At 68.7% G+C, this 24,855-nt stretch carries 25 protein-coding genes and 1 pseudogene; 5 read left to right on the forward strand and 21 right to left on the reverse strand.

Annotated features, from left to right (window positions below; translation table 11 throughout):
- Positions 1-70 precede the first annotated feature (70 nt).
- The 3 genes from ACFPLC_RS35060 to ACFPLC_RS35070 form a co-directional block, all read right to left on the reverse strand.
- Positions 71-2,284: a glycosyl hydrolase family 18 protein gene (locus tag ACFPLC_RS35060; protein WP_378191530.1), complete on the reverse strand. Its 2,214-nt coding sequence runs from the start codon at positions 2,282-2,284 to the stop codon at positions 71-73.
- Positions 2,285-2,444: 160 nt separating this feature from the next.
- The gene (locus ACFPLC_RS35065) at positions 2,445-3,224 is read right to left on the reverse strand and encodes an enoyl-CoA hydratase/isomerase family protein (protein WP_378190937.1); all 780 of its coding nucleotides are present in this window, start codon (positions 3,222-3,224) and stop codon (positions 2,445-2,447) included.
- A 2-nt stretch (positions 3,225-3,226) separates the two neighbouring features.
- A complete protein-coding gene (locus ACFPLC_RS35070; RefSeq protein ID WP_378191528.1) occupies positions 3,227-4,138 on the reverse strand; it encodes a PaaX family transcriptional regulator in 912 nt (303 codons plus the stop codon).
- A 163-nt stretch (positions 4,139-4,301) separates the two neighbouring features.
- Between ACFPLC_RS35070 and ACFPLC_RS35075 the strand changes: the two genes are divergently transcribed.
- Positions 4,302-5,939 (forward strand): ABC-F family ATP-binding cassette domain-containing protein, encoded by a 1,638-nt coding sequence (locus ACFPLC_RS35075; RefSeq protein ID WP_378236031.1) that lies wholly within the window; start codon positions 4,302-4,304, stop codon positions 5,937-5,939.
- A gap of 824 nt (positions 5,940-6,763) precedes the next feature.
- On the opposite strand, the gene ACFPLC_RS35080 is transcribed toward ACFPLC_RS35075, so the two are convergent.
- The 10 genes and pseudogenes from ACFPLC_RS35080 to ACFPLC_RS35125 all read right to left on the reverse strand — a co-directional run bounded on the left by ACFPLC_RS35080 (position 6,764) and on the right by ACFPLC_RS35125 (position 17,362).
- A complete protein-coding gene (locus ACFPLC_RS35080) occupies positions 6,764-7,549 on the reverse strand; it encodes a carbohydrate ABC transporter permease (protein WP_378191525.1) in 786 nt (261 codons plus the stop codon).
- Between the two features lie 35 nt (positions 7,550-7,584).
- On the reverse strand, positions 7,585-8,547 hold the full coding sequence (locus ACFPLC_RS35085; RefSeq protein ID WP_378190933.1) for a carbohydrate ABC transporter permease: 963 nt from the start codon (positions 8,545-8,547) through the stop codon (positions 7,585-7,587).
- Positions 8,529-8,966 (reverse strand): annotated as a pseudogene (locus ACFPLC_RS35090) (ABC transporter substrate-binding protein); the annotation flags it as partial. The gene ACFPLC_RS35085 and the pseudogene ACFPLC_RS35090, both read right to left, overlap by 19 nt.
- 134 nt (positions 8,967-9,100) lie before the next feature.
- Positions 9,101-10,375, reverse strand: a complete 1,275-nt coding sequence (locus tag ACFPLC_RS35095) for a tyrosine-type recombinase/integrase (RefSeq protein ID WP_378236032.1) — start codon at positions 10,373-10,375, stop codon at positions 9,101-9,103.
- 69 nt (positions 10,376-10,444) lie between these two features.
- Positions 10,445-11,740 (reverse strand): IS256 family transposase, encoded by a 1,296-nt coding sequence (locus ACFPLC_RS35100; RefSeq protein ID WP_378235896.1) that lies wholly within the window; start codon positions 11,738-11,740, stop codon positions 10,445-10,447.
- 160 nt (positions 11,741-11,900) lie between these two features.
- The gene (locus tag ACFPLC_RS35105; protein WP_378208334.1) at positions 11,901-12,116 is read right to left on the reverse strand and encodes an excisionase family DNA-binding protein; all 216 of its coding nucleotides are present in this window, start codon (positions 12,114-12,116) and stop codon (positions 11,901-11,903) included.
- A gap of 309 nt (positions 12,117-12,425) precedes the next feature.
- A protein-coding gene (locus tag ACFPLC_RS35110; RefSeq protein WP_378208302.1) for an IS3 family transposase occupies positions 12,426-13,585 on the reverse strand; the annotation gives its coding sequence in 2 pieces (ribosomal slippage) (positions 12,426-13,304 and positions 13,307-13,585; 1,158 coding nt in all).
- 179 nt (positions 13,586-13,764) lie between these two features.
- Positions 13,765-15,069, reverse strand: coding sequence for a DUF3987 domain-containing protein (locus ACFPLC_RS35115; protein ID WP_378204851.1), 1,305 nt, complete (start codon positions 15,067-15,069; stop codon positions 13,765-13,767).
- Positions 15,069-15,581, reverse strand: a complete 513-nt coding sequence (locus tag ACFPLC_RS35120; protein WP_378204854.1) for a hypothetical protein — start codon at positions 15,579-15,581, stop codon at positions 15,069-15,071. The genes ACFPLC_RS35115 and ACFPLC_RS35120 overlap by 1 nt, the downstream gene beginning before the upstream one ends.
- Before the next feature lie 224 nt (positions 15,582-15,805).
- A complete protein-coding gene (locus tag ACFPLC_RS35125; protein ID WP_378236033.1) occupies positions 15,806-17,362 on the reverse strand; it encodes a hypothetical protein in 1,557 nt (518 codons plus the stop codon).
- Between the two features lie 204 nt (positions 17,363-17,566).
- Between ACFPLC_RS35125 and ACFPLC_RS35130 the strand changes: the two genes are divergently transcribed.
- Positions 17,567-17,746, forward strand: coding sequence for a hypothetical protein (locus ACFPLC_RS35130; RefSeq protein ID WP_378204859.1), 180 nt, complete (start codon positions 17,567-17,569; stop codon positions 17,744-17,746).
- 312 nt (positions 17,747-18,058) lie between these two features.
- Here ACFPLC_RS35130 and ACFPLC_RS35135 read toward each other — a convergent pair whose 3' ends face one another.
- The 6 genes from ACFPLC_RS35135 to ACFPLC_RS35160 are packed head-to-tail and all read right to left on the reverse strand — an operon-like array spanning position 18,059 to position 20,750.
- Positions 18,059-19,153, reverse strand: a complete 1,095-nt coding sequence (locus ACFPLC_RS35135; RefSeq protein ID WP_378204862.1) for a hypothetical protein — start codon at positions 19,151-19,153, stop codon at positions 18,059-18,061.
- Positions 19,150-19,467 carry a hypothetical protein gene (locus tag ACFPLC_RS35140; RefSeq protein ID WP_378204864.1) on the reverse strand — a complete coding sequence of 106 codons (318 nt, stop codon included), beginning with the start codon at positions 19,465-19,467 and terminating at the stop codon, positions 19,150-19,152. Before ACFPLC_RS35140 ends, ACFPLC_RS35135 begins: the two co-directional genes overlap by 4 nt.
- Positions 19,467-19,703, reverse strand: a complete 237-nt coding sequence (locus tag ACFPLC_RS35145) for a hypothetical protein (RefSeq protein WP_378204867.1) — start codon at positions 19,701-19,703, stop codon at positions 19,467-19,469. The genes ACFPLC_RS35140 and ACFPLC_RS35145 overlap by 1 nt, the downstream gene beginning before the upstream one ends.
- Positions 19,703-20,092 carry a hypothetical protein gene (locus ACFPLC_RS35150; protein ID WP_378204870.1) on the reverse strand — a complete coding sequence of 130 codons (390 nt, stop codon included), beginning with the start codon at positions 20,090-20,092 and terminating at the stop codon, positions 19,703-19,705. Before ACFPLC_RS35150 ends, ACFPLC_RS35145 begins: the two co-directional genes overlap by 1 nt.
- A complete protein-coding gene (locus tag ACFPLC_RS35155; protein WP_378204873.1) occupies positions 20,089-20,487 on the reverse strand; it encodes a hypothetical protein in 399 nt (132 codons plus the stop codon). The genes ACFPLC_RS35150 and ACFPLC_RS35155 overlap by 4 nt, the downstream gene beginning before the upstream one ends.
- 2 nt (positions 20,488-20,489) lie before the next feature.
- A complete protein-coding gene (locus ACFPLC_RS35160) occupies positions 20,490-20,750 on the reverse strand; it encodes a helix-turn-helix transcriptional regulator (protein WP_378204875.1) in 261 nt (86 codons plus the stop codon).
- 184 nt (positions 20,751-20,934) lie between these two features.
- Here ACFPLC_RS35160 and ACFPLC_RS35165 point away from each other — a divergent pair, with 184 nt between their 5' ends.
- Positions 20,935-21,291 (forward strand): winged helix-turn-helix domain-containing protein, encoded by a 357-nt coding sequence (locus tag ACFPLC_RS35165; protein WP_378204878.1) that lies wholly within the window; start codon positions 20,935-20,937, stop codon positions 21,289-21,291.
- Here the strand turns inward: ACFPLC_RS35165 and ACFPLC_RS35170 are convergent.
- Positions 21,288-21,491, reverse strand: a complete 204-nt coding sequence (locus ACFPLC_RS35170; protein WP_378204881.1) for a hypothetical protein — start codon at positions 21,489-21,491, stop codon at positions 21,288-21,290. The two genes, ACFPLC_RS35165 and ACFPLC_RS35170, sit on opposite strands and share 4 nt — an antisense overlap.
- 181 nt (positions 21,492-21,672) lie before the next feature.
- On the opposite strand from ACFPLC_RS35170, the gene ACFPLC_RS35175 reads away from it, so the two are divergent.
- Positions 21,673-22,902 (forward strand): helix-turn-helix domain-containing protein, encoded by a 1,230-nt coding sequence (locus ACFPLC_RS35175; protein WP_378204882.1) that lies wholly within the window; start codon positions 21,673-21,675, stop codon positions 22,900-22,902.
- A gap of 4 nt (positions 22,903-22,906) precedes the next feature.
- A complete protein-coding gene (locus ACFPLC_RS35180; protein ID WP_378204885.1) occupies positions 22,907-23,380 on the forward strand; it encodes an NUDIX domain-containing protein in 474 nt (157 codons plus the stop codon).
- A 628-nt stretch (positions 23,381-24,008) separates the two neighbouring features.
- Here the strand turns inward: ACFPLC_RS35180 and ACFPLC_RS35185 are convergent.
- Complete coding sequence (locus ACFPLC_RS35185; RefSeq protein WP_378204888.1) at positions 24,009-24,350, reverse strand: hypothetical protein; 342 nt, start codon at positions 24,348-24,350, stop codon at positions 24,009-24,011.
- Positions 24,351-24,855: the final 505 nt, after the last annotated feature.

The raw sequence follows: 24,855 nt of genomic DNA on the forward strand, positions 1-24,855 counted from the left end.
GGCAAGATCAAGGTCGGCTCACTGTGTCCAGCCCGCTGAACGGGAACGTTCAGCGGGCTGAACAACAGCCTCAGCCGAGCCCGGCACTCACCGCGTTCATCAGCGCGCCGGTGTCGCCCGACATCTCCCAGGCCATCACGCCGAGCAGCCCGCGCGACTTGAGCCACGTGGTCTTCAGCCCGATCGACCAGGCGTCGTCGAACGTCCACCACTGGCCGCCGTTGCCCGTGTAACACGATGTCGCCACCGCGGCCGTGTCGTGGTGGACCGTGCAGCCCGGGACGCTCGCCACCAGGTTCGCGTAGCCGCGGGTGCCCGCCTCCTCGGCGAACTGGCCCGGCGCCGCGCCGGTCGCCGACTGCCACTCGCCGCTCTTGCCGCCGTCGGCCACGCCCTGCCAGCCGCGGCCGTAGAAGGCCAGGCCGAGCGTCAGCCGCCGGGGGTCGACGCCGGCGTTCGTGTACGCGTTGATCGCGCTTTCCGCGCTGAAGTGGAAGTTGTACGGGTCGTCCGCGTCGGCGTACAGGTTGCCCTGGTGGCCGGTGCGGTTCGGCTCCCACGAGTTGTCGCTGCCCGACCCGTGGAAGTCGTACCCCTGCACGTTCGCCACGTCCAGGTAGTTGAACACCTTCGACAGATCCCACCCGGACGCGACCTTCGCCGGGTCCGCCGGCGTGAACGCGTGCAGCTGGTACCGCTTGCCGGTCGTCGCGCCGTAGGCGTCCAGCTGCGCCCGGAATTCCGCCATCAGCGCCGTCAGGTTGTCCTTGTCGTTCGGGCTCCAGTGGTTGCCCGGGTGCCCGTCACCGCTCGCCGGCCACTCCCAGTCGAGGTCGATGCCGTCGAAGATGCCCGCCGCGGTGCCCGGCCCGCCCGCGCCGCCGTAGGGCGCGATGTTGCCCTTGAGCCACGTGTCCACACAGGACGAGACGAACTTCTTGCGCGACGCGTCGGTGGCCGCGACGTCCGAGAAGTACTTCGAATACGTCCAGCCGCCGAGCGAAACCAGCACCTTCAGGTTCGGATGCTTCGCCTTGAGCTTCTTGAGCTGGTTGAAGTTGCCGCGCAGCGACTCCCAGCCGGTGTCGGCCACGCCGTCGACCGACTGCGCCGCCGAGAACGGCCGCGAGTAGTCCGCCTCGGCGTCACCGGCGCCGTCGCCCTGGTTCGGGTCCTGCGGGTTGGCCGTGGTGCCCTTCGTGACCCCGGACAGGCAGGTCAGGTTCACCGGGTCGATGTTCTCGAACGCGTACAGCAGGTGCGTCAGCTTCGCCGCCGCGCCGGAAGTCTCCAGGTTCTTGACGAAGTACTGGCGCCCGTAGATGCCCCACTGCACGAAGTACCCGACCTTCGCGTAGCCCGAGACGATGTCGCCGGTCCGGGCGGTCACCGCCGCGCTCGGCGCCGAAACGTTGTCGTAGCCGTCGCGGGCGCGAACCGTGAACGTGTACGAAGTGGACGGTGCCAGTCCGGTCACCACGGCCGACGTCGTGGTCACCGTCGTGGCCAGCACCGAACCGCGGTACACGTCGTAGCTGACCACGCCCGTGTTGTCCGTCGACGCCGTCCAGGCCAGCGAAACGCTGCCGGAATCGGCGCCGGTCGAGCGCACCCCGGTGGGCGCGGACGGCGCCTGAGTGTCGTCCGCCGGGTTGTTCGTCGTCACGGCCAGCGCAGCACTCGCCGGAGAGGTGTTTCCCTTGGCGTCCTTGGCCTTCACCGTGAACGAATAGGCCGTGCCCGGCGCGAGCCCGGAGACCGTGGCGCTCGTCCCGGTCACCGAAGCAGCCAGGGAAGTCCCCTGGTAGACGTCGTACCCGGTCACCGGGAGGGAGCCGGCCGCCGAGGCGTTCCACGCCAGCGCGACCGACTTCGTCGTCTTCGCGACCAATCGCAGGTTCGCCGGCGCGCCCGGCGGGGTGTCCGGTGAACCGTCGCAGTTGGCGTTGTCCACACGGCACTGCGTCGGCGTCGCCGCGGCGCTGAGCCGGAACGTCGGGTTGTACGGGTAGGTGTTCCGGCCCGGCGCCAGCGTCGCGATGTAGTACGCGGGTGTCAGCGTGACCTGGGTGCCGTTTTGGGTCACCGTGCCGTTTTCGCCGGTCGAGGCGGTGATCCCGGCGGGCAGCCTGAAGGTGATCGCCCAGTTGCTCACCGAGGCGGCGCCGGTGTTGGCGACGGTGTACGTGCCGGTGGTGCCGCTCATCGCCAGGGTGGCGGTCAGCGAACCGGCGGCGGCGGCGGGTGGCGCGAGCGCCGCGGTGCCGCCGAGTGCGATGAGCAAGGCGGCGAGTGCGGAGCGTAGTCGTGCGGGAGTGCGTCTCATGGCGGTTCTCCAAGCGGCACGAGGCGGGGACGATGTGGTCTAGACCACATCGAATGTAACCCGGTGCGGGGAGAACCGCGTCCGCCCGAACGGCGGCAACCGGTGTCCGAACGGACGGTTAACGCCCCGAGAAGGTCGCCTTCCCCGGTCCGTCGGCGAGGAACGACTTCACGGCGCCGCGGAGGTCTTCGGTCTCGAACAGCTCGGCGGCGATCGTCGTGATGTGGGCGTTCGCCTCGGGGACGCCGCCGGCGGCGAAGTGGTCGAGGACGCGCTTGGTCGCGGCGTGGGCGCGGGTCGGTCCCTCGGCCAGCTTCGCCGCGAACGCACGCGCCGCGTCATCGAAGCCCTCGTCCGGCAGGACCCGGTTGACGACGTTCCAGCGCTCGAGGGTGGCGGCGTCGTAGGTGTCGCCGGTCATCACGAACTCCTTGGCGCGCCCGACCCCCGCCCGCGCCGCGAGCCGCTGGGTGCCGCCCATGGTCGGCGTCAGGCCGACCACCTTTTCGACCAGGCCGAACTTCGCGCGCGAGGCGGCGAGAATGATGTCGCAGGCCACGGCGACCTCGAACGCCCAGGTCAGGCACAGGCCGTGTGCGGCGAACACGGTCGGGAACGGCAGCGCCGCGATCCGGTCCGGCACCGCCAGCATCTCGTCGAAGAGCACCTTCGCCTCGGCGGGCGAGCCCTGGGCGTCGAACAGGGAGACGTCGACGCCGCCGCTGACGATCTTGCCCTCGGCGCGGATCAGCAGCGCCCGCGCGGGTTCGGTCTCCAGTTCGCCGATCGCCGAGGACAGCGAGGACTGCAGCGAAGCCGTGTAGAGGTTCAACGGCGGAGCGTCGACGGTCAGGACGGCGAGCCCGCCGTCACGATCGAGGCGGACCTGCTGAGTCATGTTCACCCTGCTTCTTCGGCTTCGACGATGTCGTCCCAATACTGCTGGGCCTCGGGGCGCCAGTCGACGTGTTTGTGATGGAACAGTTCCGCCGCTTTCGTCCCGCTCCACTTCGCCGGCAGCAGCTCGGCCGGCAGCTGCGGGTCGAGGAAGGGGAACCGCCGCCATTCGTGGACCAGCTCGGTCTGCGCGCGCAGCACCGCCCGGCCGCCGGTCGGGTGCAGGCCGGTGAAGCGGTCGATGAAGTCTTCGTAGCGGTCCTTGAGGTCGGTCAGGTCCCAGGACCGGGCGACCATGGACTCCTGCTCACCGACTTCGCCGTACGCGGCGGTGAACGACATCGCCTGCGCGTCGAGGCCGAGTTCGCTGACGATCTGCTGGGCCTCGCGCTGCCGGGACAGGTCCGGGCTGACCCACACGCCGGCGACCGGTGAGCCGAAGCCCGCCCAGGTCAGCCGCGTGCGCAGGCGGTGACGCAGGTCGCGCTTGGCCTCGGGGACGGAGACGATCAGCATCAGCCACTGCCCGTTCCAGCGGCGTTCCTCGCGGCCGAACGCGTAGATCCGGTCGGCGCCCTCGGTCAGCAGACGGCGCCCCGGCGGGGTCAGCGACCAGCGCACGCGACGCCCGACGCGCTCGGACACCACCCAGCCCTCGGCGGCGGAGCGGGCCAGCGCCTGCCGCGCGGACTTCTCCTCGATGTCGAGGATGCCGAGCACCTCGACGAGCATCGACGTCCAGACCGGCTTGTCCCGCGGCAGCGCGTACTCGCCGAGGACGGTCATGAGCAGCGACCGCGCGCTGGCGTGACTGACCTCGCGACGCCGGCTCACCGTGGGCCGCGGCGCGGACGGCCGGCCTTCCCTCGGCTTCGGCCTGCGGCCGAGGGTGACCGGGGGAGCGGGCTCGCCCATGCTGTTCACCGACCTCACTGTGGTTGTGGCACTACTGTGTCGCGGCACTGACAACCGAACAGGGTACCCACAGTGAGTGATCAAAGCGCCACGGGACACACACTGTCGGTGCTTTTGACCTTGATCTGACAGTTCACCACGACGTCGTAGACTCGGCTACCTCATGAGCGCAACTCTCGTCGTGAAGGACCTGGCCGCGGGCCACGGTGACCGCATCCTCTTCTCCGGCCTCGATCTCGTCGTCGCACCCGGGGACGTCGTCGGCCTGGTCGGGGTCAACGGCGCCGGCAAGTCCACGCTCCTGCGCACCCTCGCGGGACTCGCGAAGCCGGACAGCGGCGAGGTCCGGCTGAACCCGCCGGCCGCGACGGTCGGGCACCTGCCCCAGGAGCCGGAACGGCGCGAAGGCGAGTCGGTGCGGGCGTTCCTGGCGCGGCGCACCGGCGTCTCGGCGGCCCAGGCCGACCTCGACGCGGCGACCTCGGCGTTGACCGACGGCGCACCGGGCGCGGACGACCTCTACGCCGCCGCGCTGGACCGGTGGCTCGCCCTCGGCGGCGCCGACCTCGACGACCGGGCCGCCGAAGTGGCCGCCGACCTCGGTCTGGCCGTGGACCTGGACCAGCCGATGACGTCGCTGTCGGGCGGCCAGGCGGCGCGCGCGGGGCTCGCCTCGCTGCTGCTGAGCCGCTACGACGTCTTCCTGCTCGACGAGCCGACGAACGACCTCGACCTGGACGGCCTGGCCCGGCTGGAACGGTTCGTGTCCGGCCTCCGCGCGGCGACGGTGCTGGTGAGCCACGACCGTGAGTTCCTGGCGCGCACCGTCGACCGCGTCGTCGAGCTGGACCTGGCCCAGCAGCAGGTGAACGTCTACGGCGGTGGGTACGAGTCCTACCTCGAAGAGCGCGAGGTCGCCCGGCGGCACGCGCGCGAGGAGTACGAGGAGTACGCCGACACGAAGGCGTCGCTGGAGGCGCGCGGGCGGATGCAGCGGGCGTGGATGGAGAAGGGCGTCAAGAACGCCCGCCGGAAGCAGCCCGACAACGACAAGGCGGCGCGCAAGTTCCGCACGGAGGCGACGGAGAAGCAGGCGTCGAAGGCGCGGCAGACCGACCGGATGATCGAGCGGCTGGAGGTCGTCGAGGAGCCGCGCAAGGAGTGGGAGCTGCGGATGGAGATCGCCGCGGCCCCGCGGGCGGGCGCGGTGGTCGCGACCCTGCGCGGCGCGGTGGTCCGGCGGGGCGAGTTCACCCTCGGACCGGTGGACCTGCAGATCGACTGGGCGGACAAGGTCGCCATCACCGGGGCGAACGGCTCGGGCAAGTCGACGCTCCTGGCGGCGCTGCTGGGCCGGATCGCGTTGTCGGAGGGGGCCGCGGCGCTCGGGCCCGGGGTCGTGGTCGGCGAGGTCGACCAGGCACGGCGGCTGTTCCTCGGTGACGTCCCGCTGGTTTCGGCGTTCGCGCGCGAGGTGCCGGAGTTCGCGGACGCGGAGGTCCGGACGTTGCTGGCCAAGTACGGCTTGAAGGCCGCCCACGTCCTGCGCCCGGCGGCGACGCTCTCGCCGGGGGAGCGGACGCGGGCGGCGCTGGCGTTGCTGCAGGCGCGCGGGGTGAACCTGCTGGTGCTGGACGAGCCGACCAACCACCTGGATCTGCCGGCGATCGAGCAGCTCGAGGCGGCGCTGGACAAGTATCCGGGGACGCTGCTGCTGGTCACGCACGACCGCCGGATGCTCGACGCGGTCCACGTGACGCGCCGCTTGGTCGTCGACGGCGGCAAGGTCAGCGAGCTTTGATCCTCCGCGAGGCGACGCCGTCGGACGGGGACTTCCTCGCCGACATGCTCGTGGCCGCGGTCAACTGGTCGTCCGAGTGGAAGAGGAAGTCGCGCCGTCGTGTGCTGGCGGCTCCGGATACCGGGCATTACGTCGCCGGCTGGCCGCGAGGTGGGGATCTCGGTGTGGTGGCTGATGTGGACGGGGAAGCGGTTGGCGCGGCTTGGCTGCGGTTCTTTTCTGCCGAGGACCCGGGGTACGGGTTCGTGGCTGCCGATGTTCCCGAGCTGACGATCGGCGTGGCTGCTGCCTGGCGGGGCCGGGGTGTCGGGCGCGCGTTGTTCGGGCTCTCGAAGGTCGTGCTCGTGAGGCGGCTGTGCGGCGGATCAGTCTCAGTGTCGAACGGGAGAATTTCGCGCAGCGGCTTTATCTGGCGGAGGGGTACGAGATCGTGGGGGCTGGGTCGGCGCAGTCGGACACCATGGTCAAGGTGCTCTGACACCCTCGCCGGTCGATGGTCGGGCGCTGTCGGACGAGAGCGGCGCTCTCGCTTTAGAGCGTTGCACCGGCGATTTGCGAGAGCGGTGCTCTCGATTCGGGCCAGTGTCCACTGCTGCGAGCACCGGTCGGTGAACAGCGCTCTCAAGCGGTGGGCTCGGTCGGCCATGGCGCGTGAGCGGTGCTCACTAAGTTGATCGGCGCTCTCTACGGCGCGCGGAGGCACGTGCTTTGGGGGAGCGGTGCTCTCAGTAGCGAGCAGTGGTCGCTGCGCGTGAGCGGTGCTCTCGAATTGAAGCACGCCGTGCATCTCCTGAGTGAGCACTGCTCTCGCGGGAGAGCGGTGCTCAACCCTTTGTCGCCCCGCCCGTCAGGCCCTTCACGAACTGCTTCTGCAACGCCAGGTAAAAGATCAACACCGGCAGCGTCGCCAAGAACATCAGCGCGAACACACTGCCCAGATCCGCCTGGTACTGCCCGATCGACCGGTAGATGCCCGTCGTGATCGTGGTTCCCTGGCTGGGACCGAGAATGATCAACGGGTCGATGAAGTCGTTCCAGATCCAGACACCCAGAAAAATCAACACCGATGCCGTCGCCGGGCGGAGGAGGGGGAACACCACTCGCCAGAACACCTGCATGCGGCTCGCTCCGTCGAGCAGCGCCGCCTCCTCCAGTTCCACCGGCACACCGCGGATGAAGCCCGTGAACACGAACACCCCGAACGGCACGTAATACCCGACGTTGAACAGGATCAGCCCCTGCAGCGTCGCCATCAGATGCGTCACGCGGAGCACGTCGGTGATCGGGATCAGGATGACCTGCGGCGGAATCATCAAGCCGGCCAGCAGGACCAGAGTCAGCAGCTTCGTCCACCGCTTGCCCGAACGGGCCAAATAGTGACCCAGCATTGCCGAGAGCACCGTCAGCACCAGGATCGACAGCACCGTCACCACGATGCTGTTGGTCAGGCTGACCCAGAACAACCCGTCCGGCCGGGTCAGCACCGCGTGGATGTTCGCCAACGTCGGCGGCAGCGGCAGCGACGCCGGCTCCTTGGCGATCAGTTCGCCCCGCTTGAACACGTTGGCCAGCACCAAATACAACGGCACGAAGAACACCGCGCCGATCAGCAACGCCACCGCGGGGACCGGCGAACGGGGGTGGGTCACAGGTCCACCTCCCGGCGGCGCACGAAACCGAGCACGACCGTCGTCACCAGCGCGACGATCACCAGCATCAGCACGGCCATCGCGGACGCGTAACCGACGTGGTTGGAGTCGAAGCCCGCCTGGAGGACGTCGAACGCGATCGTGGCCGTTGCGCCGGAACCCGGGCCGCCGTTGGTGATCACCTTGACGTAGTCGTAGGTCTTGAACGCCGAGATCAGCAGCACCACCGTGTTGATCGTCAGCGACGGGGCCAGCAGCGGCCAGGTCACCGCGCGGAACCGGCGCAGCGGCCCCGCGCCGTCGATCTCCGCGGCCTCCAGCAGCTCCGCCGGCACCCCCTGCAACCCGGCCAGGTAGACCACGACGCAGAACCCGAGCATCTGCCAGCACACGATCGACGCCACCGAATACAGCGCGACGTCCGGATCGGACAGCCAGCCCGGCGGGTGCGAGACACCCACGGTGCGCAGCAAGGAATTCAGCGGCCCGCGGTCGTCGAGCAAGCGGGACCAGACGATCGAGACCACGACCGAACTGAGGATCACCGGGGTGAAGAAGACGCTCCGCAACGCGTTGTACAGCCAGCCCTTCCGGTCCAGCAGCAGCGCCACGCCGAGACCGAGGACATTGGGGACGATCACCACGATCACCGTCAGGATCGTGGTCACCCGCAACGCGGTGAGGAACTGCGAGTCGGTGAACAGCAGCCGGTAGTTGTCGAGGCCGACGAACTTCACCGGCGGGTTGAACGGGTTGTAGTTCGTCAGGCTGTACCCGAAGCTGATCAGGATCGGTGCCATCACGAAGCACAGGTACACCAGCACACCCGGCGCGCCGAACGACGCGAAGTGGGCCAGCCGCGGCAAAACCGGCCGTCGGCGGCGGCGGGTGACGGGCCGGGGCGGGGACGTCGGAGGAGCGACGACGGCGGTCAACGACGTCAGCCCGCCTTCGCCCACTCGGTGTCCAGGAACGCGCACGCGTCGGCCACGGACTTGCGGCCGGTGATGACATCCTGGGCAGCCTGGTCGACCTTGTCCTTCATGCCCGGCAACAACCCGTCGTCGGCGGTCTCCCACCGGAACGCGTGCACCACGGCGTTCTGCCGCACGGCCTGGGCGTACAGGTCGTAGCCCGCCTTGAACGTCGCCCCGACGTCGGACGGCGGCGTGTAACCCTTGATCGCCGGGAACAGTCCGTCGGCTTTCACCGACGCGTCCAGCTGGTCCTTGTCGAGCTGGAAACCGAGGGCGAACTTCCTTGCTGCTTCGAGGTTCGCGGCCTTGGCGTTCACGATCATGCCGCCGCCGGTGTAGGCCGGGACGACGAGCCTGCCGTCCTCGGTGGGGAAGTTGAACACGCCGACCTCGAAATCGTGTGACGGCTAATCCCCGTCCGTGGGTTCAAATCCCACCGCCACCGCTCTTGAGCAGGCAAAACGCCGGACCTCCCATCGCGGGAGGTCCGGCGTTTTCGCTGAGGGTCTCAATTCGGGTCTCAGATGCCCCCGGATCAGGCGGGCACGAGCGCGCCTTCCGGGCCGTCGTCCTCCTCGTCCTCCTCGTCTTCGTCGTCCGGAGCAGCCCACATGTGGGCGCCCACCTGCTCCGCCACCGAGATCACCAACTCGGTATTGACGTGCATGTACCGCTTGGCCACGGCCGCGTTGGACCAGCCCATCAGCTCCATCACCGCGGGCAACGGCACCTTGAGCTCAAGCAGCACCGTTGCGGCCGTGTGCCGCGCGTCGTGGAGCCGCGCGTTGCGCACGCCCGCCAGGCGCAGCAACGCCTTCCACGCCCGGTTGTCCGGCGTTGGGTGCGTCGGCCGGCCGATCGGCGTGGCGAACACCCAGTCCCCTTCCTCCCACAGGTTCGCCGCCGCCTCGCGCTCCTCCTCCTGCTGGACGCGGTGCGCCTCCAGGGCCTCGATCACGGGCCGGGGAAGGCCGATGACGCGGCGCCCGGCCCGCGACTTCACCTCACCGACGACCAGGCCGCCGCCGAACCGCTCCGGGCAGTAGGCGCCGTGCTCGTGCCCGCACGGCTTGTCGGGCGTGCATCCGTGCTGCCAGTTCAGTTGCTGGATCGAGCGGCGGACGGTGATCGTGCCGGAACCGCGCCGCGCCGGGCACTCGACGGCGGTGAGCTTGCGGCGGCAGGCTTCGCCACGCGCACAACCGTGCTTCCACGTGATCGTGACGTCGGACCACTTCAGCCCGAGCGCTTCGCCCCGCCGGAGCCCGAGCGACAGCGCGATAATGAACCGCGCGCCGTTCCGGATCTCCCCGGCCGCGGTGATCAGGCGTCGCGCTTCCTCGCGCGAGAACGGCACGATCTCCTCTTCCACTACGCGCGGCGCTTTCGCGATGCGCGCGGGATTCTCCGTGATGTGCCGCCGCCGCACGGCTTCGTTGAGCGCGGCCCGGACGGTCCGGTGCGCGAGGTGCGCTGTGGACGGCTTGAGTCCTTTTCGGAGAATCTTCTGGTACGCCAACTCCAGGTGCTCAGGCTGCAACTTGTCGAGTCGGTGCGCACCGATGCTCGGAACGAGGTGCTTGTACACGGAGGCGCGGTATCCGACCATCGTCGTCAGGCGAACCGTGGGTGCTGCGATGTTTTCGACCCAGTGCGTAAGCCACTGCTCGACGGTCAGCCCTCGGCCGGCCTTGCGGACGCGACCGGAATCCCGTTGGCGCTCAAGCTCTCGGACGGCTTCGATCACCTCTGCTTCCGTCTTCCGCTTTACGTGTCGTCGGTCCGGCTTGCCGTCGTCACGGATTCCCATGGTGACGCGGCCGTGCCATTTCCCGTCCTTGCGGGTCTATCCCGTGATCGGTGTTTCCGGCGTTGTTGATCAGTAGGTTTCGGCTCCCGGCCAGCGGTCACCGAACGTGATGGCGAACGCGTTGATCACTGGCTTCCAACGCATCGTCCACCGGGCGCGGCCTGTCCCGGTCGGGTCCAGGCTGCGGGTCACAAGGTACAGGCACTTCATCGCGGCCTGCTCGGTCGGGAAGTGCCCTCGTGCACGGACTGCCCGCCGGTAACGGGCGTTCAATGATTCGATCGCGTTCGTGGAGCAGATCATCGTCCGGATCTCGACGTCATAGTCAAGGAACGGCGTGAACTCATTCCAAGCGTTGCGCCACAAACGAATCACCGCTCCATGCTTCGCCCCCCATTTCTCCTCAAATTCGTCGAGAGCGACCGCGGCGGCGTCCGGGCTGGGTGCGGTGTAGATGGGTTTGATGTCGCGTTTCACCGCCTCCCAGTCCCGGCGGGACACGAGCCGGAACGTGTTGCGAATGAGGTGGACGATGCAGGTCTGCACAATAGTTTGCGGCCACACGTTCGTCACCACCTCGGGCAGGCCTTTGAGGCCGTCGCAGACGAGGAAGAACACGTCCCGGATGCCGCGGTTCTTCAGGTCGATCAGCACGCTCATCCAGAACTTCGCGCCCTCGCCGCCGGTGCCCATCCACAGGCCCAGGACGTCCTTGTGACCGTCGATGGTGACGCCGATGGCGGCATAGACGGGCCGGTTGGCGACCTGGCCGTCGCGGACCTTGACATAGATAGCGTCGATGAACACCGCCACGTACACCGCGTCGAGGGGACGGTTGGACCATTCCTGCATCTCGGCGACGACCTTGTCGGTGATCCGTGAGATCGTTTCCTTGCTGACCGAGGATCCGTAGATCTCGGCGAAATGCGCCGAGATATCCCCGCTCGTCATTCCCTTCGCATACAGCGACAGCACGATCTCATCCACTTCGGTGAGCCGCCGCTGCCGTTTCTTCACGATCTGCGGTTCGAACGTGCTCTCCCGGTCCCGTGGTACGTTGATGCCGACCTCACCCGCAGCGTCCGAGATCACCGTTTTCGGGCGTGTGCCGTTGCGCACGTTCGTCGACTCCCGGTCCGGGTCGGCCTGGTTCTTCTCGTGCCCGAGGTGCTCGGTCATCTCCTCGTTGAGGGCGGTTTCCAGCACGTTCTTGGTGAACAGCTTCAGCAACCCGTCCGGCCCGGTCAGCGCCAGCCCGCGGGCCTTCGCCTCGGCCACCATCGCCGCCGCGGCGGCCTGCTCCGGCGACAGCTCCCGCGCCGGCTTGGACTCACTCTTGCGTGGACTCACAAGGTCCGATGTCATCACTCACAGTGCCCATCCCGCCGGACCTCAGCCCGGCGTGTCGGGCCGGAAACACCGATCCTGAGACAGTCCCGTCCTTGCCGAGGTAGATTGAGCTGGCACCGTTCGGTGCGCGTGTGCCCTCGGGGCGTTGCTTGCGTGGCATCGGTTTTCCTTCCGGTCAGGCGGCGTGCTGGGCCGCGGTGAGCTTGGCGATGTAGTCGGTGATGGCGGTGTCGGGAACGCGCCGAAGACGGCCGACTTGGACGGTTTCGATGTGGCCGGCCTTGATGAGGTTGAACATGGTGGTGCGGCCGACGCTGAGGCGTTTGGCTGCGGCTTCGACTTTGAGCAGTTCCCGCGGTTTTGCGGTGGTGGTGTCGGGTGGGGTCGTCATGGCGGTTTCTCCTTCTGCTCCGGCCGTGGGCCGGGGCGTTGGTGGTGTGGTGGCGGGGCTGGTGGGCCAGCTGGTGACGTGCGCTGCGGCGGACAGCCGACCCGGCTGGGGCTCTGCACTCCTGCCAGCCGGTTGGCGGGGTGGCTGGGTCAGGGCTGGCAGGTGGCGTGGTAACGGTGGGTAGTCCTGGCGGCTCGCGTCGGCGGCCTGGTGGTGGCGGGGCGCGCTCAAGGCGGAGAACTAAACGAACTAACGAACTAATGCGCTGGGGGCTGCCCAGACTTCGGTTGACACCGGAGCTGACTATTTTCAGGCCGCTGCTGCGGCTGTGTAGATGGTCTCAAACTCGACTGGGGTGAGCTTGCCCAGGGCGCGTTGCCGGCGTTTGCGGTGGTATTTCGTCTCGATCCAGGACACGATCGCCAACCGGAGCTCCTCCCGGGTGCGCCACCGCCGGGTATCGAGAACGTTCTTTTGCAGCAATGAAAAGAACGATTCCATCGCGGCATTGTCACCGCACGCACCGACCCGCCCCATCGACCCGGTCAGCCCATGAGCGTGCAGCAGGCGCCGGTAGGCCGCTGATCGGAATTGGGCTCCGCGGTCGGAGTGGACCACGACGCCGTGTGGCTCGCGCAGTGCGATGGCGTTGCGCAGCGCGCCAACGGCGAGTGAGGCTCGCATGTGGTCGGCGATGGAGTACCCGACGATCTTGTTGGAGTAGCAGTCCTTGACCGCGCAGAGATACAGCTTGCCCTCGCCGGTGGGATGCTCGGTGATGTCGGTCAGCCACTTGGTGTTCGGTGCGGCGGCGGTGAAGTCGCGGCGGACGAGGTCGTCGTGCACCGGCGGCCCCGCCTGACGTGTACGGCCTTTCTTCTTGGCGTGCAGCGAGAAGATCTGCTGCATCGAGCAGATCCGCCACACCCGGTTCTCCGACGCGGCGAAGCCCTGTCGGGCGAGCTCGTCGGCGATGAACCGGTACCCGTCCGCCGGGTCATCGGCATGGATCTTCAGGGCGGCGTTGATCAGATGCGCGTCGTCGAAGTCGCGCTGCGAGACCGGGGACGAACACCACTGGTAGTAGGCCTGCCGGGAGAACCCCAGCACCCTGCACGTCACCGCGACCGGCACCCGCACGGGGGCGCCGGCCGCGGCCAGTTCACGGACGAGCGGGAACGCTATTTTCCCGGCAGGTTGCCCTGCGCGAGATAGGCTGCGGCCTTGCGCAGGACCTCGTTCTCCTGCTCCAGCAGCCGGTTCCGCTTCCGCAGTTCCCGCAGCTCGGCGGACTCGTCCCGGGTTACGCCGGGCCGCGCGCCGTCCTCGACGTCGGCCGAGCGCAGCCAGTTGGCCAGGCACGATTCGGAGATCCCGAAGTCTTTGGCGACCTGCTTCAACGGGGCCTCGCCGCGACGGGCCACGGCGATGACGTCGTCACGGAACTCGCGGGGGTAGGGCTTGGGCACGGTGACATCCTTCCAGGTGAGGCTGAAGCCTCACAGGTGAGGTGTCAACCAGACCCTGGGCAGACCCCTGACCTGCGGTTTTGTGGTGGGGTTCGGGTTCATTAGTTCGTTCGGTACGAACTAATGAACCCGAACGTGCGGGTGTTTGTGCTGGTCAGTGAGTTAGTTCGTTAGTTCGTTTAGTTCTGGGGCTGTCCTCGGGCGGTGTAGATCTCGATGCTGCGGCCCTTGCCGCTGTCCGGGCGTCGGCTACTGCGGGTGATGGTTCCGGCGTCGATGAGCTGGGTCAGGACGGCTTCGATGTCGTCGCGGTGGGTGTTGCCGCCGAAGAACCCGGTGGTGATGTCTTTGCGGGTTCGGCCGGCCTCGCCCGCTTCGGCAATCCAGGCGGCGAGCTTGGCGGGGTTGATGGTGGAGGTGAACAGGGTGCAGGCGGTGTCGATGGCGTAGCGGATGAGCGCGGCGGCCGCGGTGAGGTGATCGGTGCCGATCACGGGGGTGCCGTCGAGTGCGGCGTGGATTCCGGCGACGCGTTTGGTGTAGGGCAGGGCGCGGGAGACGAACTGGGCGACCTTGGCGTGGTGGTCGCCGGTGTTGAACTCCAGGTAGAGGTCTCGCCACAGGCCGCGGGCGTCCTCGGCCAGTTCGAGCGCGCCCAGGCTGGCGCCGGTGGCGAGCCTGTCGGCCAGGTCGGCGGCCAGGGAGCAGACCAGGCCGGGGTCTGCGCCGGTGGTGTCGGGCAGGGCGTTGGACCAGGCCACGGCCAGGGGCAGGAAGCGGTTGTAGGTGCCGCCCGCCATGTCGGCATCCGACAGCCTGTCCTTGAACTCCTTGGGCGTGATGTGGGCCAGGATCGCCACGTGGGACTGCGGGGCGATGCGGGCGTTGACGGTCAGGGTCGAAAGGTCCCCGCCCTCCCACGCCTGGCGCAGGATGGCCGAGAGGCTGTTGCCCTCACGGCGCATCTTGGCCATCACCCCGCCCCACTCCGGCTCCAGCGCCAGCAACCGCAAGTCCTCCGGCGGCTCGCCGTCCTTGTCCAGGGCGAAGCGCTGGGCCAGCCCTTCCCCGGAGGTCAGGCCACCCTTGATGTTGGCGGCGGCGAAGTCGGCATCGGCGTCGGCGATGACGCGCTTGGCCGCCGACCACGAGGTGCCCTTCTTGCCGGTGGCGGTGTCGCCGATGATCAGCGGCCACACCAGCAGCGGGTGCGGGTCGTCGCCCGCGCGCACGTGCGGGCTCTGTCCGAGGTGGACTCCGGCGAAGGCCAGCAGGGACGCGTAGATGGCAATGGGGTCCGCTTCGCTGGTCGGCGCCAGCTGTCCCACGAGGTCCCCGAGGTAGCAGCCGAACACCGCGTCGTCGACGGCGGGCAGCCAGGCGCGGGCGCGGGCCACCGCGGCGGCGGCCTTCGCCTCGAACGCGCCGGTGGTGACCGGGACGTCCACATCGGACACACCGGTCGGCGGGTGGGTACGGGTCATCAGGCGGCCTTCCGCAACGGAGCAGGTTCGGTGGTGCAGGCGGCTTGGTAGCGGGTCCACAGCTCGTCGGCGGTGGTGTCGTCGGTCAGCTCGTGCAGGACGTCGGTGGCGCAGTCCTGAGCGGCGTGGGCCAGGCGGCGGGCGTGGACCAGGACGGCCTGTCGCCAGGCGGCCTCCAGCACGAGGCCCTTGAGGTGGGGGCCGAGCGCGGCTGGCGGGGCGTCGCGGTAGGTGTCGATCAGCCAGCCGGTGAGCCAGTGCCGCCGGTGCTCCCCGGGGGCCTGCCCGGTGGCCACGGCGTGGGCGTAGAGGGCGACGGGTGCGGGGGCGTGTCCGGCGGCGACGGTTTCGATGGCCAACTGGGCGACGTGGGCGGCCATGCCGTCGCCGAAGTCGTCGGCGCGCATCCCGGCGAGCGCGGCCCGCGCGGCGGTGGCGGGCAGCTGCATGAGTGCGCCGAGGAACTGCCGTTGCGGGTCGGTCAGGGCGTCGGTCGCGGTGGCGGTCGTCATGGGAGCCTCCCGAAGTTCTGATTACGTTGCGTGGTCGCGGGTGGGTGCGACACTTCGGCGGGCACCCCCTGGGGGTGGCCGCTGAGGCGGGTCTGGGCCGTCACCTGCGGAAACGTCCGCAAGTGTCACAAACGTCGTCGGTGCTGGTCAGGTCACTGCGCGTGGTGTCACGCGGGTTGTGACAGTTCGCGCGCCGGACGCGGCTGCCGTCACAACCCCGGCGGTTACTGTGCGTTGCTTTCGGCGGTCTTCACCGCGGCGAGGATGTCGGCGAAGCGGTAGCCGCGGGCCTGCTTGTCCTCCCCGTCCTCGCCCGGGATGCGGACCTGTCCGGGGGTGAGGTGGAAGTCGGCGAAGTCGGCGGCCAGCTTCTTGCCCGAGCCGCGTCCCAGCGCCTCGGCCAGCTCGGTCGAGGACACCGCGTCGCGGGCACCCTCGGCCCCGGCCTGCCAGGCGGCCAGGTCGTCGGCCAGGTAGTCGACGACCTCACCGAGGATGCCCAGGCGGGTGTGACGCTGTTCGTCCTCGAACGCGGCCCGCTGCGCCACCGCGGCGTCCTCCGGGCTGGTGGAGCCGCACAGCTGCGCGGCGGCGACTCCGGCGGCCTGAAGGGTCGCGGTGTCCCACTCCGGGCGGCCGGCCTCGGCCGCGCGCCGCGCCCGCTGTTCGGCGACCTTGTTGTCGAACCACGTTGCGCGGGTGGGGATCGGTTCGTCGCCTTCGGTGCAGCCTTCGAGGAAGAACGTGCCGGTGTCGTTGAGCTTCGCGCCGCGCTTGGGCCGGTAGTTGCCCGGGGTGTAGCCCTCGCTGATGGCGTTGTCGCCGAACAGCAAGCGGGTCTGGTAGTCGGCCAGGCCCGGCCCGGCCGCCTTGAACGCCACCTCCGCCGCGACGCTGTCGCCCAGGGCGTCCTTCTTCGCCGACTGGGAGGCGAAGATGAGCACCACACCGGCCTTGCGGGCCACCCGCAGCAGGTGCACGGCCAGCGCTTTCCCCTCCTTCGTCAGGCGCGGGAACTCGTCCAGCACCGTCACCAGCGCCGGGTACTCCGGGCTGGGCTGCCACTCGTCCCCCATGCCCAGCCGGTCCTTGATCCGGGTCCGCGCCGTCGCGATGCCCAGCGCGATGCCGAGGGCCTTCTCGCAGTCCTCAGGGGACAGCGCCCGCAGGTCCATCGCGGCGGCCTGGGGGGCCTGTCCGACGCCGGAGGGGTCCAGGTCCCACAGGATCGCGTCGGTGGTGTGGGCCAGACCGTCCACAATGGCCCGGATGAGGCCGGACTTCCCGCCACCGGAGGCAGCCAGGATGATCGCGTGGGTGGACAGGAACGAGGCGGACATGGTCCGTCCGTCCAGCCGCAACCCGAGTTCGATCGGGTCGGCCAGCCGCCGGGAACCGTTGGCGTAGAAGGGAAGTGGCGGCATCTTGGCCCACGGGTCGGACTCGATGATGCGGGTGGTGAAGCGGGCGCGGCGTTCGGTGTGGGGCTGGACCAGGACGCCGTTCTGCCGCACGTCCAGGTCGGTTTCGATCTGCTCCAGCTTCTTGATGACGTCGGCCGGCCGCTTGCCGGAGCCGCCGACGATCTGGTGTTCCAGCTCCCAGCCCCACGCGGTGCGGCGTCCGGCGATCGGGTTGGTTTCCACGCCCTGGGCCAGCAGCGAGCGGCGCAGCAGCTCGAGTGCGGCCGGTCGTGGCGGGCGTCGGCGATCGGCAGGACGGGCAGCTGGCTGCCGTCGTCGGCGACGGTGCCGACGCGCTTGCGGTTGCGGCGCTTCCACACTTTGCGCAGGTAGGCCCAGCCGATCACGGTCAGCGCCGCGACGACGGCGCCGCCGATGGTCAGGTCGATGGTGGCCACGGCCTGGGAGTACTCCCACACCGGCCACCCGTTGATGCTCCAGTCCACCACTGCGGGGGCCTCGGCCAGCGCGCCCAGGGTGTAGAAGACGAACGCGGGCCGGGAGACCAGCGCGCGGCCGATCTTGCCCAACTGGTCCTCCCGGCGGGCCTGGACCTGGGCCTGGGTGGTGATCCGCTCCGGGATCGGGTCGTTGCGGTGGCTGCCGCCCTCGCGGTGCTCGGCGGCGGTGCGCCAGTTGTGGAACTGCTCCCAGGACGCCCACACCCCGACGACCGGCCCGGCCAGCACGCCGGTGGTGTAGACGCAGACCGTCGCGGTCGTGCGAGTGCGAGGGTGGGTGACCACCGCGACGGTGGTACGCGCCAGCGCTTCCGCACCCGAGCGGGTGCGCTGGGCGACGGTGGCGGCGCTGTGCTGGTAGCCGCGGTAGCGCTCGACGGCCTTGGCCCGCTGGATGCGGGTGTACTCCTCGACGGTCAGCACCTCGCCTTCGATGGCCGCGTCCTTGGCCACGTCGGCGTGTGCCTCGGGGCGGACGGGCAGGTGGTGCACTGGCGCCAGCTGGGCGTGCTCGTCGTTGTGCTCGTGGTGGGTGTTCATCAGGTCCTCCGGCTCACTTGCGGTTGGTGTGCTCGTCGCGCAGCTGGCGCGCGAACTTCGGCGCGCACCGGAGCGTCTTGCGGATCGACTCCGCCGACGTCGGGTTGATGGCCACGTCCGGGTTGTCCAGCGCGGCGGCGAACGCGGCGCGCAGGTCCTCGATCGAACGCGTCTTCGGTGCCCGCGGGGGTCGAGGTTTGCGGGTCGATTTCGGCTGGTCCGCCGGGCGATCGAGGGTCAGGATCGGGGCATCGACGATCGGGCCGTCGTCGGCCCGCGGGGCCTGGTCCTGCCCAGCAAGGAACGCGGCGATCTCCTCGTCGAGCACGTCGGCGACGTGCCGGTCCGGGTCGACCACGGCGGCCAAGCGGCGGCCGTCGAGGGTGTAGCGGCCCGGGGTGAACACCAGCCGCGCCGTGCCGTCCGCGGACAGCTCCGCCACCGCGTGCCGGACCGCGGCGGACCGGACCTTGGCGACCTTGCGCAGCGTCTTGCGCTCGATCCGGGCCGCGGCCCGCTCGGCGGGCGACCGCGGGGGCGACGCCACGGCGAGTTGGTGCGCGATGACCCCGGCGACGGACACGATGCCCATGACCACCGCGGCGTCCCACCCGCGGTGCCAGCCGTGCAACACGTTCAGCGTGAACCCGACGCCGGCGAATACCCACACCCCGAGCTGCAGCGCCCACACCGGGCGCTCCGGGTGGCGGTGGCGGGTGACCTCCACGGCGAACGCGAACGCCCACATGCCCAGCTCCGACAGCGCCGGCAGCGGCGCACCGGTGGCGTTGCCGTAGACGCCCACGCCATAGCCGGCCATCGCCGGGACCGCCATGCCCGCCGACACCAGCGCTAGCAGGTAGATCGGCAGACGCACCCGGTTCGCCGACAGCCACCCGGTCACCGCGTCCCACGCGGCCTTCCGGTCGGCCTGGCGGGTCTTGCGGCGCTGGTCGGCCACCTTCGCCGCGGCCATCGCGTCGGTGCGCCGCTGCGTGGCCGCCGCGTCCTGCTCACGCAGTTTGCGGTTCAGCGCGGCGTCTGCGTCCTGGCGCTTGATCTCCGCCTCAGCCGCGCGGGTCGCGCGGCGCTCGTCTGCCCAGCTCATCGCGTGCCCTCCCAGGTCTCGTTGGTGGTGGTGCGGTTGCTGCGGTGGCTGCGGTACTCCTGTCCGGCCCACAACAGGGCCAGCAGCGCGGCCACCGCGGCGAACCACACGCTGACCGCGATGGCCAGCGAGCAGGTGACCGCGATGGCGGCCAGCTCACCGAGGTGGCAGCCCGCCCACACCGCGGCCCGCACGGTGGCGGTCGGCCCGGCCGGGCCGGGGCTGGTTACGTCGGTGCTCGCCCGGCGGGTTAGCGGCGCGCGGGTGTCCGGCGTGGTCCCGGCCGGCGGGGTGTTGTGTTCAGGCGTGGGCATCAGGCGCCTCCTGCCTGCCCGGTGTGGGCATAGAAGTCGTTGACCGGTCGTCGGGGCGGTGCGCTGGCCTGGCGCGTCGCGGCGTCGTTGAGCAGCCCGAGCGCGACTTGCAGGACCAGGGCCAGCAGCACCAGCGGAATCCGGACCAGGTGCAGGGCCAGGAACGCCAGCAGCAACCCGGCGAACAGCACCAGCCGCCACGTCCCGAAGCGGCGCACCACGTCGAAAAGCGACATCACGCCACCTCCCGCCGCGCCCGCCCGGCGGCCTTGGCCACCCGGACGGCGCACTTGAGTGCCTGCCGCTCGGTCGCGCCCGGCCACACGTCGCCGTCGCCGTCGCGGTGGCGGGCGGCCAGCTCGCGCAGCTGCGCGCGGCCCAGCGTCGCCAGGCCGGCCAGGGTCTGGCGGGCGGCCTCGTCGACCAGCAGCCCGTACCGGCCCGGGACGGGGCCGCCGTGGGCGATGGCCAAGCCGATCTCGTGCTCGGACAGGACGACCGGGCCGTGCCTGGTGTCGGCCGCCCACAGCCCCACTCGCTTCAGCGGCGTGCCGTCGGGGCCGGGCTCCGGAGGGGCCGGAGCCAGCGCTACACCCGAGACGGTGGTGAATCCCGCCCCGGTCATCGCGCCACCTCCAGCGACACCCGCGGCGCGGGCACCGTGGCCGGGGTGAACACGCGAACCGAGCAGGTCCACACCAGGTCCAGCCGCTCGGACTCCCAGGTCCCGGACTCGATGCCCGCCAGGCGCCGCCGCTGCTGCTCGATGCCGAACCCGCCCAGGCCCCACGCGGACTCCAGCACCAGCCGCCGCACCTCACCCGGGTCTGACAGCCAGTCGATCAGCTCGTCATGGCCACAGCCCTCGGTCAGGTACATCAGCACCGCGGTGATGTCCTCCAGCGACAGCGGCACGCCCAGCGCCACCGTGGTCACCACCCGGGACGGGTTGTCCTCGCGGTGCACCGGGGTGAACTCGACCTGGTGGCCGCCGACCTGGCCCAACGTCTTCGCAGTCATGATCAGGCCACCTCCGCCGACTCGTCGTCCGCGGCTTCCGGCGACAGGCCGTTCTCCACGAAGTCCGCGTAGCCGCGCTCCGCACAGGTGTCCAGCCAAACGTTCACGGAGTTGCCCGGCACGCGCACCGCGCCCTTGCCGGTGCCGATCTTCAGCGCGTCCAGCTCGCCCGAAGCGATGGCCCGGTAGACCGTGGACCGCGAGACGTCCAGCAGTTCCGCCAGGGCCTTCACGCGGAAGATGGCGTTATCCTCAACCCGCATCGTGACTCTCCCAATGGTTTCGGTGCAGGCCCCGGCCGGTGTTCCAGCACCGCCGGGGCCGCTTGCGTTGTGTGCGCTCTCTGCAACACCAGAGACGCTACGGAGAACAGCATGCCTAGGCAAGGCAGACATAGCTGTTATCACCTGAACGGCCTAGCTTGGCTGTCCGCGTACCCTGAACGACGTGGAGAACTTCGATCCCGACGACCCCCGCGCGTCGTACCAGCTGGTCGCCGACACCATCCGCGGCCGAATCGAGGACGGCACGTATCCGGTAGGGCTCAAGCTGCCGCCTCACCAGGAGATAGCCGATGAGTTCGGTGTCTCGGTCGGCACGGTGAAGCGGGCGTACGCGCTGCTCCAGGACGCCCGGCTGATCTCGACCCGGCAGGGGATGGGCACCTTTATCCGCCAGCAGCACGCCGAGCCGGCCACCCACGCCCCGGACCGGCCCGCGACGCTGGAGGACGCGTTCGCGCAGATCGAGGCCCTGAACGCACGGCTTGCGGCCGTCGAACGGCAAGTAGGGCTGCATGACTAGTTCCCGATCTGCCGGAAGAACGACACCAGGCCGTCGATTACGTCCCCCGCCATACCCGCGAGGTTCTTGGCCCAGGTCGCAGCGTCGGCGGGGTACTTCACGACCAAGGCCAGCAGCGCGATCGCGATGGCAGTTCCGATCAGCTTCGGCAGCACGCCGCTACTCGTCTTCAGGCCGGGAATGCCGTGGTTCTTCGCCATTGGTGTCTCCCTGTTCGCTTATGGGGCGTAGGTCCCCGGGTCTCTGGTTCCGCCGGTGTCGCTGGCGTCGCACAGGAAGTAGCTTCAGGCTGATGGGGGACGGGAGCCCGGAAAATCCTTCCGGGGCTGACCCGGAAGAACTTTCCGGGTTGTTCAGGGCTAGGCAGGGGAGGGTGGGGACATGCGAGGAATCAGCGAGAACCTGACCATCGGAGAACGCGTCGCGTGGTATCGGCGCCGTCGTGGCATGTCGCAGGAAGCGCTTGCCGGACTGGTCGGTCGCACGAGCGACTGGCTGGGCAAGGCGGAGAACAACCGGATCGAGCTGGACCGTCTGTCCGTCATCCGCAGCCTCGCGGACGCGCTTGACGTCGCGCTCGGGGACCTCATCGGTGAGCCGACGTTGCTGGACTGGACGCCGGACAGTGGCACGGCGACGGTGCCTGCGCTCCGGGCCGCGCTCATGGACTATCGCCAGCTCACGCCGATCCTGAGCGCTCCGGCGGCGGACGCAGAACCGCCGGCGCTCGACGAACTCGCCCGTGAGCTGCGCTCGGTGTTCGACGCCTACCAGGGGTCGCGCTTCGGATACGCCGCAGGCAGGGCACCACTTCTGCTCGCTGACGCACTGCTCGCCGCCCGCCAGTACGACGGAGATGACCGCCTTCGCGCTCACGAGTTGCTGGCCTTGAGCTACCAGGCCGCAGCGTCGGTGCTGACGAAGATCGGCGAAGCTGACCTCGCATGGATGGCGGCCGAGCGCGGCTTGGCGGCGGCCCAGCAATCGGAGAACTGCGCAATTACCGGATCGCTATTCCGGTCGGTGGCATTCGCGCTTTTGTCGACCGGTCGCCACGAACCGGCTATGTCACTCACTGATGCTGCCGCCGCCTATTTGCAGCCATACCTGAACGACGGCGACGGCGACGTGATTTCGTCGTACGGGACACTGCTTTTGGCCGGATCAATGGCGGCCGCGCGCGCTGAGGACAGGGCAACGACGCGCGGCTACTTGGCCGAGGCTGACGACGCGGCCAGGCGTCTTGGCGTTGACGGAAATCACCTCTGGACGGCATTTGGGCCGACGAACGTCGCAATTCACCGCGTGAACACGGCAATGGAACTCGGAGACGTCCAGGTCGCGCTCGACATCGGTCCAGAGCTGGACACGGCAGCGTTGCCGGTCGAGCGGCGGGTGCGGCACATGTTGGACGTTGCCCGCGCGTTCCACGTCTCCGGACGTCACGACGCTGCCGTCGCTACGGTGCTGAACGCTGAGCGGATGGCGCCCGACCAGGTCCGCCACCACTACCTGAGCAGGCAGCTGGTCATCACGTGGGTTCGCAACACCCACGGGAAGCCGGGCTTCGAGCTGCACCAGCTCGCCAGGCGGATGCACGTCGTAGGCTGACCATGTGACGGATGACCCAACGGACAAGTTCGCAACGCCCCGGATTGCTGCCGGGGCGTTGTTCGTAGACGGAAACCACGTTCTGCTGGTCCGGAAGACGTACGGGAACCGCTGGGACATCCCCGGCGGCTACGTCGACCAGGGCGAGTCTCCAGCGGCGGCCTGCTCGCGGGAGCTGCGGGAAGAGATCGGCCTAGCTCGATCCGTTCAGCGGCTGCTGGTGCACGACTGGGCGCCCAACGATTCGGAGGGCGACAAGATCCTTTACGTCTTCGGGTGCGGGGACCTCGGCAGTGACGAGGACGCCATCGTGCTGGACGGCGTCGAACTCGACCTGTGGGAGTGGGTCCCGGTTGACCAGCTGGACGAGTACCTGATCCCGCGGCTTGCCCGCCGGCTGAACCACGCCTACCAGGCCCACGTGAATGGCACGACGCTCTACCTTGAGCATGGCGAGCCAGTCCTGGCAGGGGGGTGAGGCCGCTCAGTCGGTGGGAGGATGCAGGCGGCCAGGAGTGTCGCCAGGCGGCGTCACTCGGTGTACGGGGCGCCGTTATCGCGAGGCAGGCCTTGGAATCGGAGGCACCAACTGGTCAGTGCCGTTCACGCCACCGCTAGTTGATGCGGCCCAACCAAGTGCGGTCCCGACAACCAGCAGCACCGCAAGGACTGTGAGCACCCACTTCACGACAGGTGCCTCGTGTCGTACCCAGGCGGCGATAGCCCACCCAACGAGCACGAGATAACCTAACGGCGGCACCACCAGCATCGTTCCCACCGAGCTCGCGATAGCGAGGGCAAGGACCCGCATCGACCGACCGCTACGTGTCGCTTGGCTGCTCATTCTCGTCTCCTAGAGACGTAGACAACAAGAGTTCAAGGGTACCGCAGGACGTCGTTGAAGGGTAGAAAATGCTGTCTGGACATAGGAAAGCCTCGACCTGGCATAGAATGTCAGGTCGAGGCTAGCGCGATCCAGGTGACATGTTGGCGGACTCTATCTGTGTCCGCCGACCGCGGCTTTATGAATTTTATTCAAACAGGATCTTTATCGAACTAAAGCGTGACAGTCAAGTGTCGCACCTAGTGATCTTTACGTTGCATGACTAGGCACGCCACTGGAATTGAGAAGTTCCGTCGCCGTATGTGTCCAGCGCGATCAGGGGAAGTACTTCCTGGACGCAGATGACACGCGGCGGGCAGTACTTGAATAATGCTTGCGTGAGGCTTCGGTACACCCACTTGTCGCCGAAGTAATCCCACTGGGACGACGACTTGACCCCCTCGTAGCTCCAGCCCAGCACCACTGACCAGTCGGGGATATCAGCGGTGATCTGAATGGGACTGATCGTTGTGACGTGCTGGCCGTCCCAGCACCAGTCCACCCGGTTGGTGTACGTCCACAGAGTTCCGCCCCAGGTGGCCTTCGCCTCGACGGAACCGCTCACCCAACTGCATGAGGTAAGCCCACGCGTCCTGGGCGAATCGACCGTTACCGTGCCCACGATGAGAACAGCTTCCCCGCGGTCGTCTGTTACAGTTTTCGACTGTAATGCATACGTGCCAGGCCCATGGATCGCTCCCGGGAGCGGCTCCGCGATGTGGCGCCCCTCTGCGGCTACCGCCTGCGGGGCCACGAAGGCAAGAGATAACATGACTACCAAACAGAATATACCCAAAATTCTTTTCATGGCGATCCCTCCTTATCGCTTCACAAAAAAGAATTCCCTCGTTGATTCTGCTAGCATCGAAACGCCGAGAATAATCGGCGCGAGCAAGGTAAACGTTGGTGATGTGCTAAATATGCCTATACCGCCAACCGAGTGAATGGCAGGTCGGTTATTTTCTGACGGCAAATTCCTTATGACGCGCACGGATGCGGCACGAATCCGGCATTCCGCGCATACGTACGGCGCTGAAGTTTGGCCGGGTGACTCAAAGTGATCATCGCGC

The sequence above is a fragment of the Amycolatopsis plumensis genome (assembly GCF_042652605.1).
GTDB lineage: Bacteria > Actinomycetota > Actinomycetes > Mycobacteriales > Pseudonocardiaceae > Amycolatopsis > Amycolatopsis plumensis.

Bases quoted from the DNA above. Each gene is read 5' to 3' on its own strand.
- ACFPLC_RS35105 (WP_378208334.1), bottom strand. From the start codon at position 12,116: ATGACGACCCCACCCGACACCACCACCGCAAAACCGCGGGAACTGCTC.
- ACFPLC_RS35170 (WP_378204881.1), bottom strand. From the start codon at position 21,491: ATGGCGAAGAACCACGGCATTCCCGGCCTGAAGACGAGTAGCGGCGTG.
- ACFPLC_RS35070 (WP_378191528.1), bottom strand. From the start codon at position 4,138: ATGGGCGAGCCCGCTCCCCCGGTCACCCTCGGCCGCAGGCCGAAGCCG.
- ACFPLC_RS35145 (WP_378204867.1), bottom strand. From the start codon at position 19,703: ATGTCGCTTTTCGACGTGGTGCGCCGCTTCGGGACGTGGCGGCTGGTG.
- ACFPLC_RS35075 (WP_378236031.1), top strand. From the start codon at position 4,302: ATGAGCGCAACTCTCGTCGTGAAGGACCTGGCCGCGGGCCACGGTGAC.
- ACFPLC_RS35175 (WP_378204882.1), top strand. From the start codon at position 21,673: ATGCGAGGAATCAGCGAGAACCTGACCATCGGAGAACGCGTCGCGTGG.
- ACFPLC_RS35065 (WP_378190937.1), bottom strand. From the start codon at position 3,224: ATGACTCAGCAGGTCCGCCTCGATCGTGACGGCGGGCTCGCCGTCCTG.
- ACFPLC_RS35100 (WP_378235896.1), bottom strand. From the start codon at position 11,740: ATGACATCGGACCTTGTGAGTCCACGCAAGAGTGAGTCCAAGCCGGCG.
- ACFPLC_RS35095 (WP_378236032.1), bottom strand. From the start codon at position 10,375: ATGGGAATCCGTGACGACGGCAAGCCGGACCGACGACACGTAAAGCGG.
- ACFPLC_RS35115 (WP_378204851.1), bottom strand. From the start codon at position 15,069: ATGACCCGTACCCACCCGCCGACCGGTGTGTCCGATGTGGACGTCCCG.
- ACFPLC_RS35155 (WP_378204873.1), bottom strand. From the start codon at position 20,487: ATGACTGCGAAGACGTTGGGCCAGGTCGGCGGCCACCAGGTCGAGTTC.
- ACFPLC_RS35120 (WP_378204854.1), bottom strand. From the start codon at position 15,581: ATGACGACCGCCACCGCGACCGACGCCCTGACCGACCCGCAACGGCAG.
- ACFPLC_RS35135 (WP_378204862.1), bottom strand. From the start codon at position 19,153: ATGAGCTGGGCAGACGAGCGCCGCGCGACCCGCGCGGCTGAGGCGGAG.
- ACFPLC_RS35140 (WP_378204864.1), bottom strand. From the start codon at position 19,467: ATGCCCACGCCTGAACACAACACCCCGCCGGCCGGGACCACGCCGGAC.
- ACFPLC_RS35160 (WP_378204875.1), bottom strand. From the start codon at position 20,750: ATGCGGGTTGAGGATAACGCCATCTTCCGCGTGAAGGCCCTGGCGGAA.
- ACFPLC_RS35150 (WP_378204870.1), bottom strand. From the start codon at position 20,092: ATGACCGGGGCGGGATTCACCACCGTCTCGGGTGTAGCGCTGGCTCCG.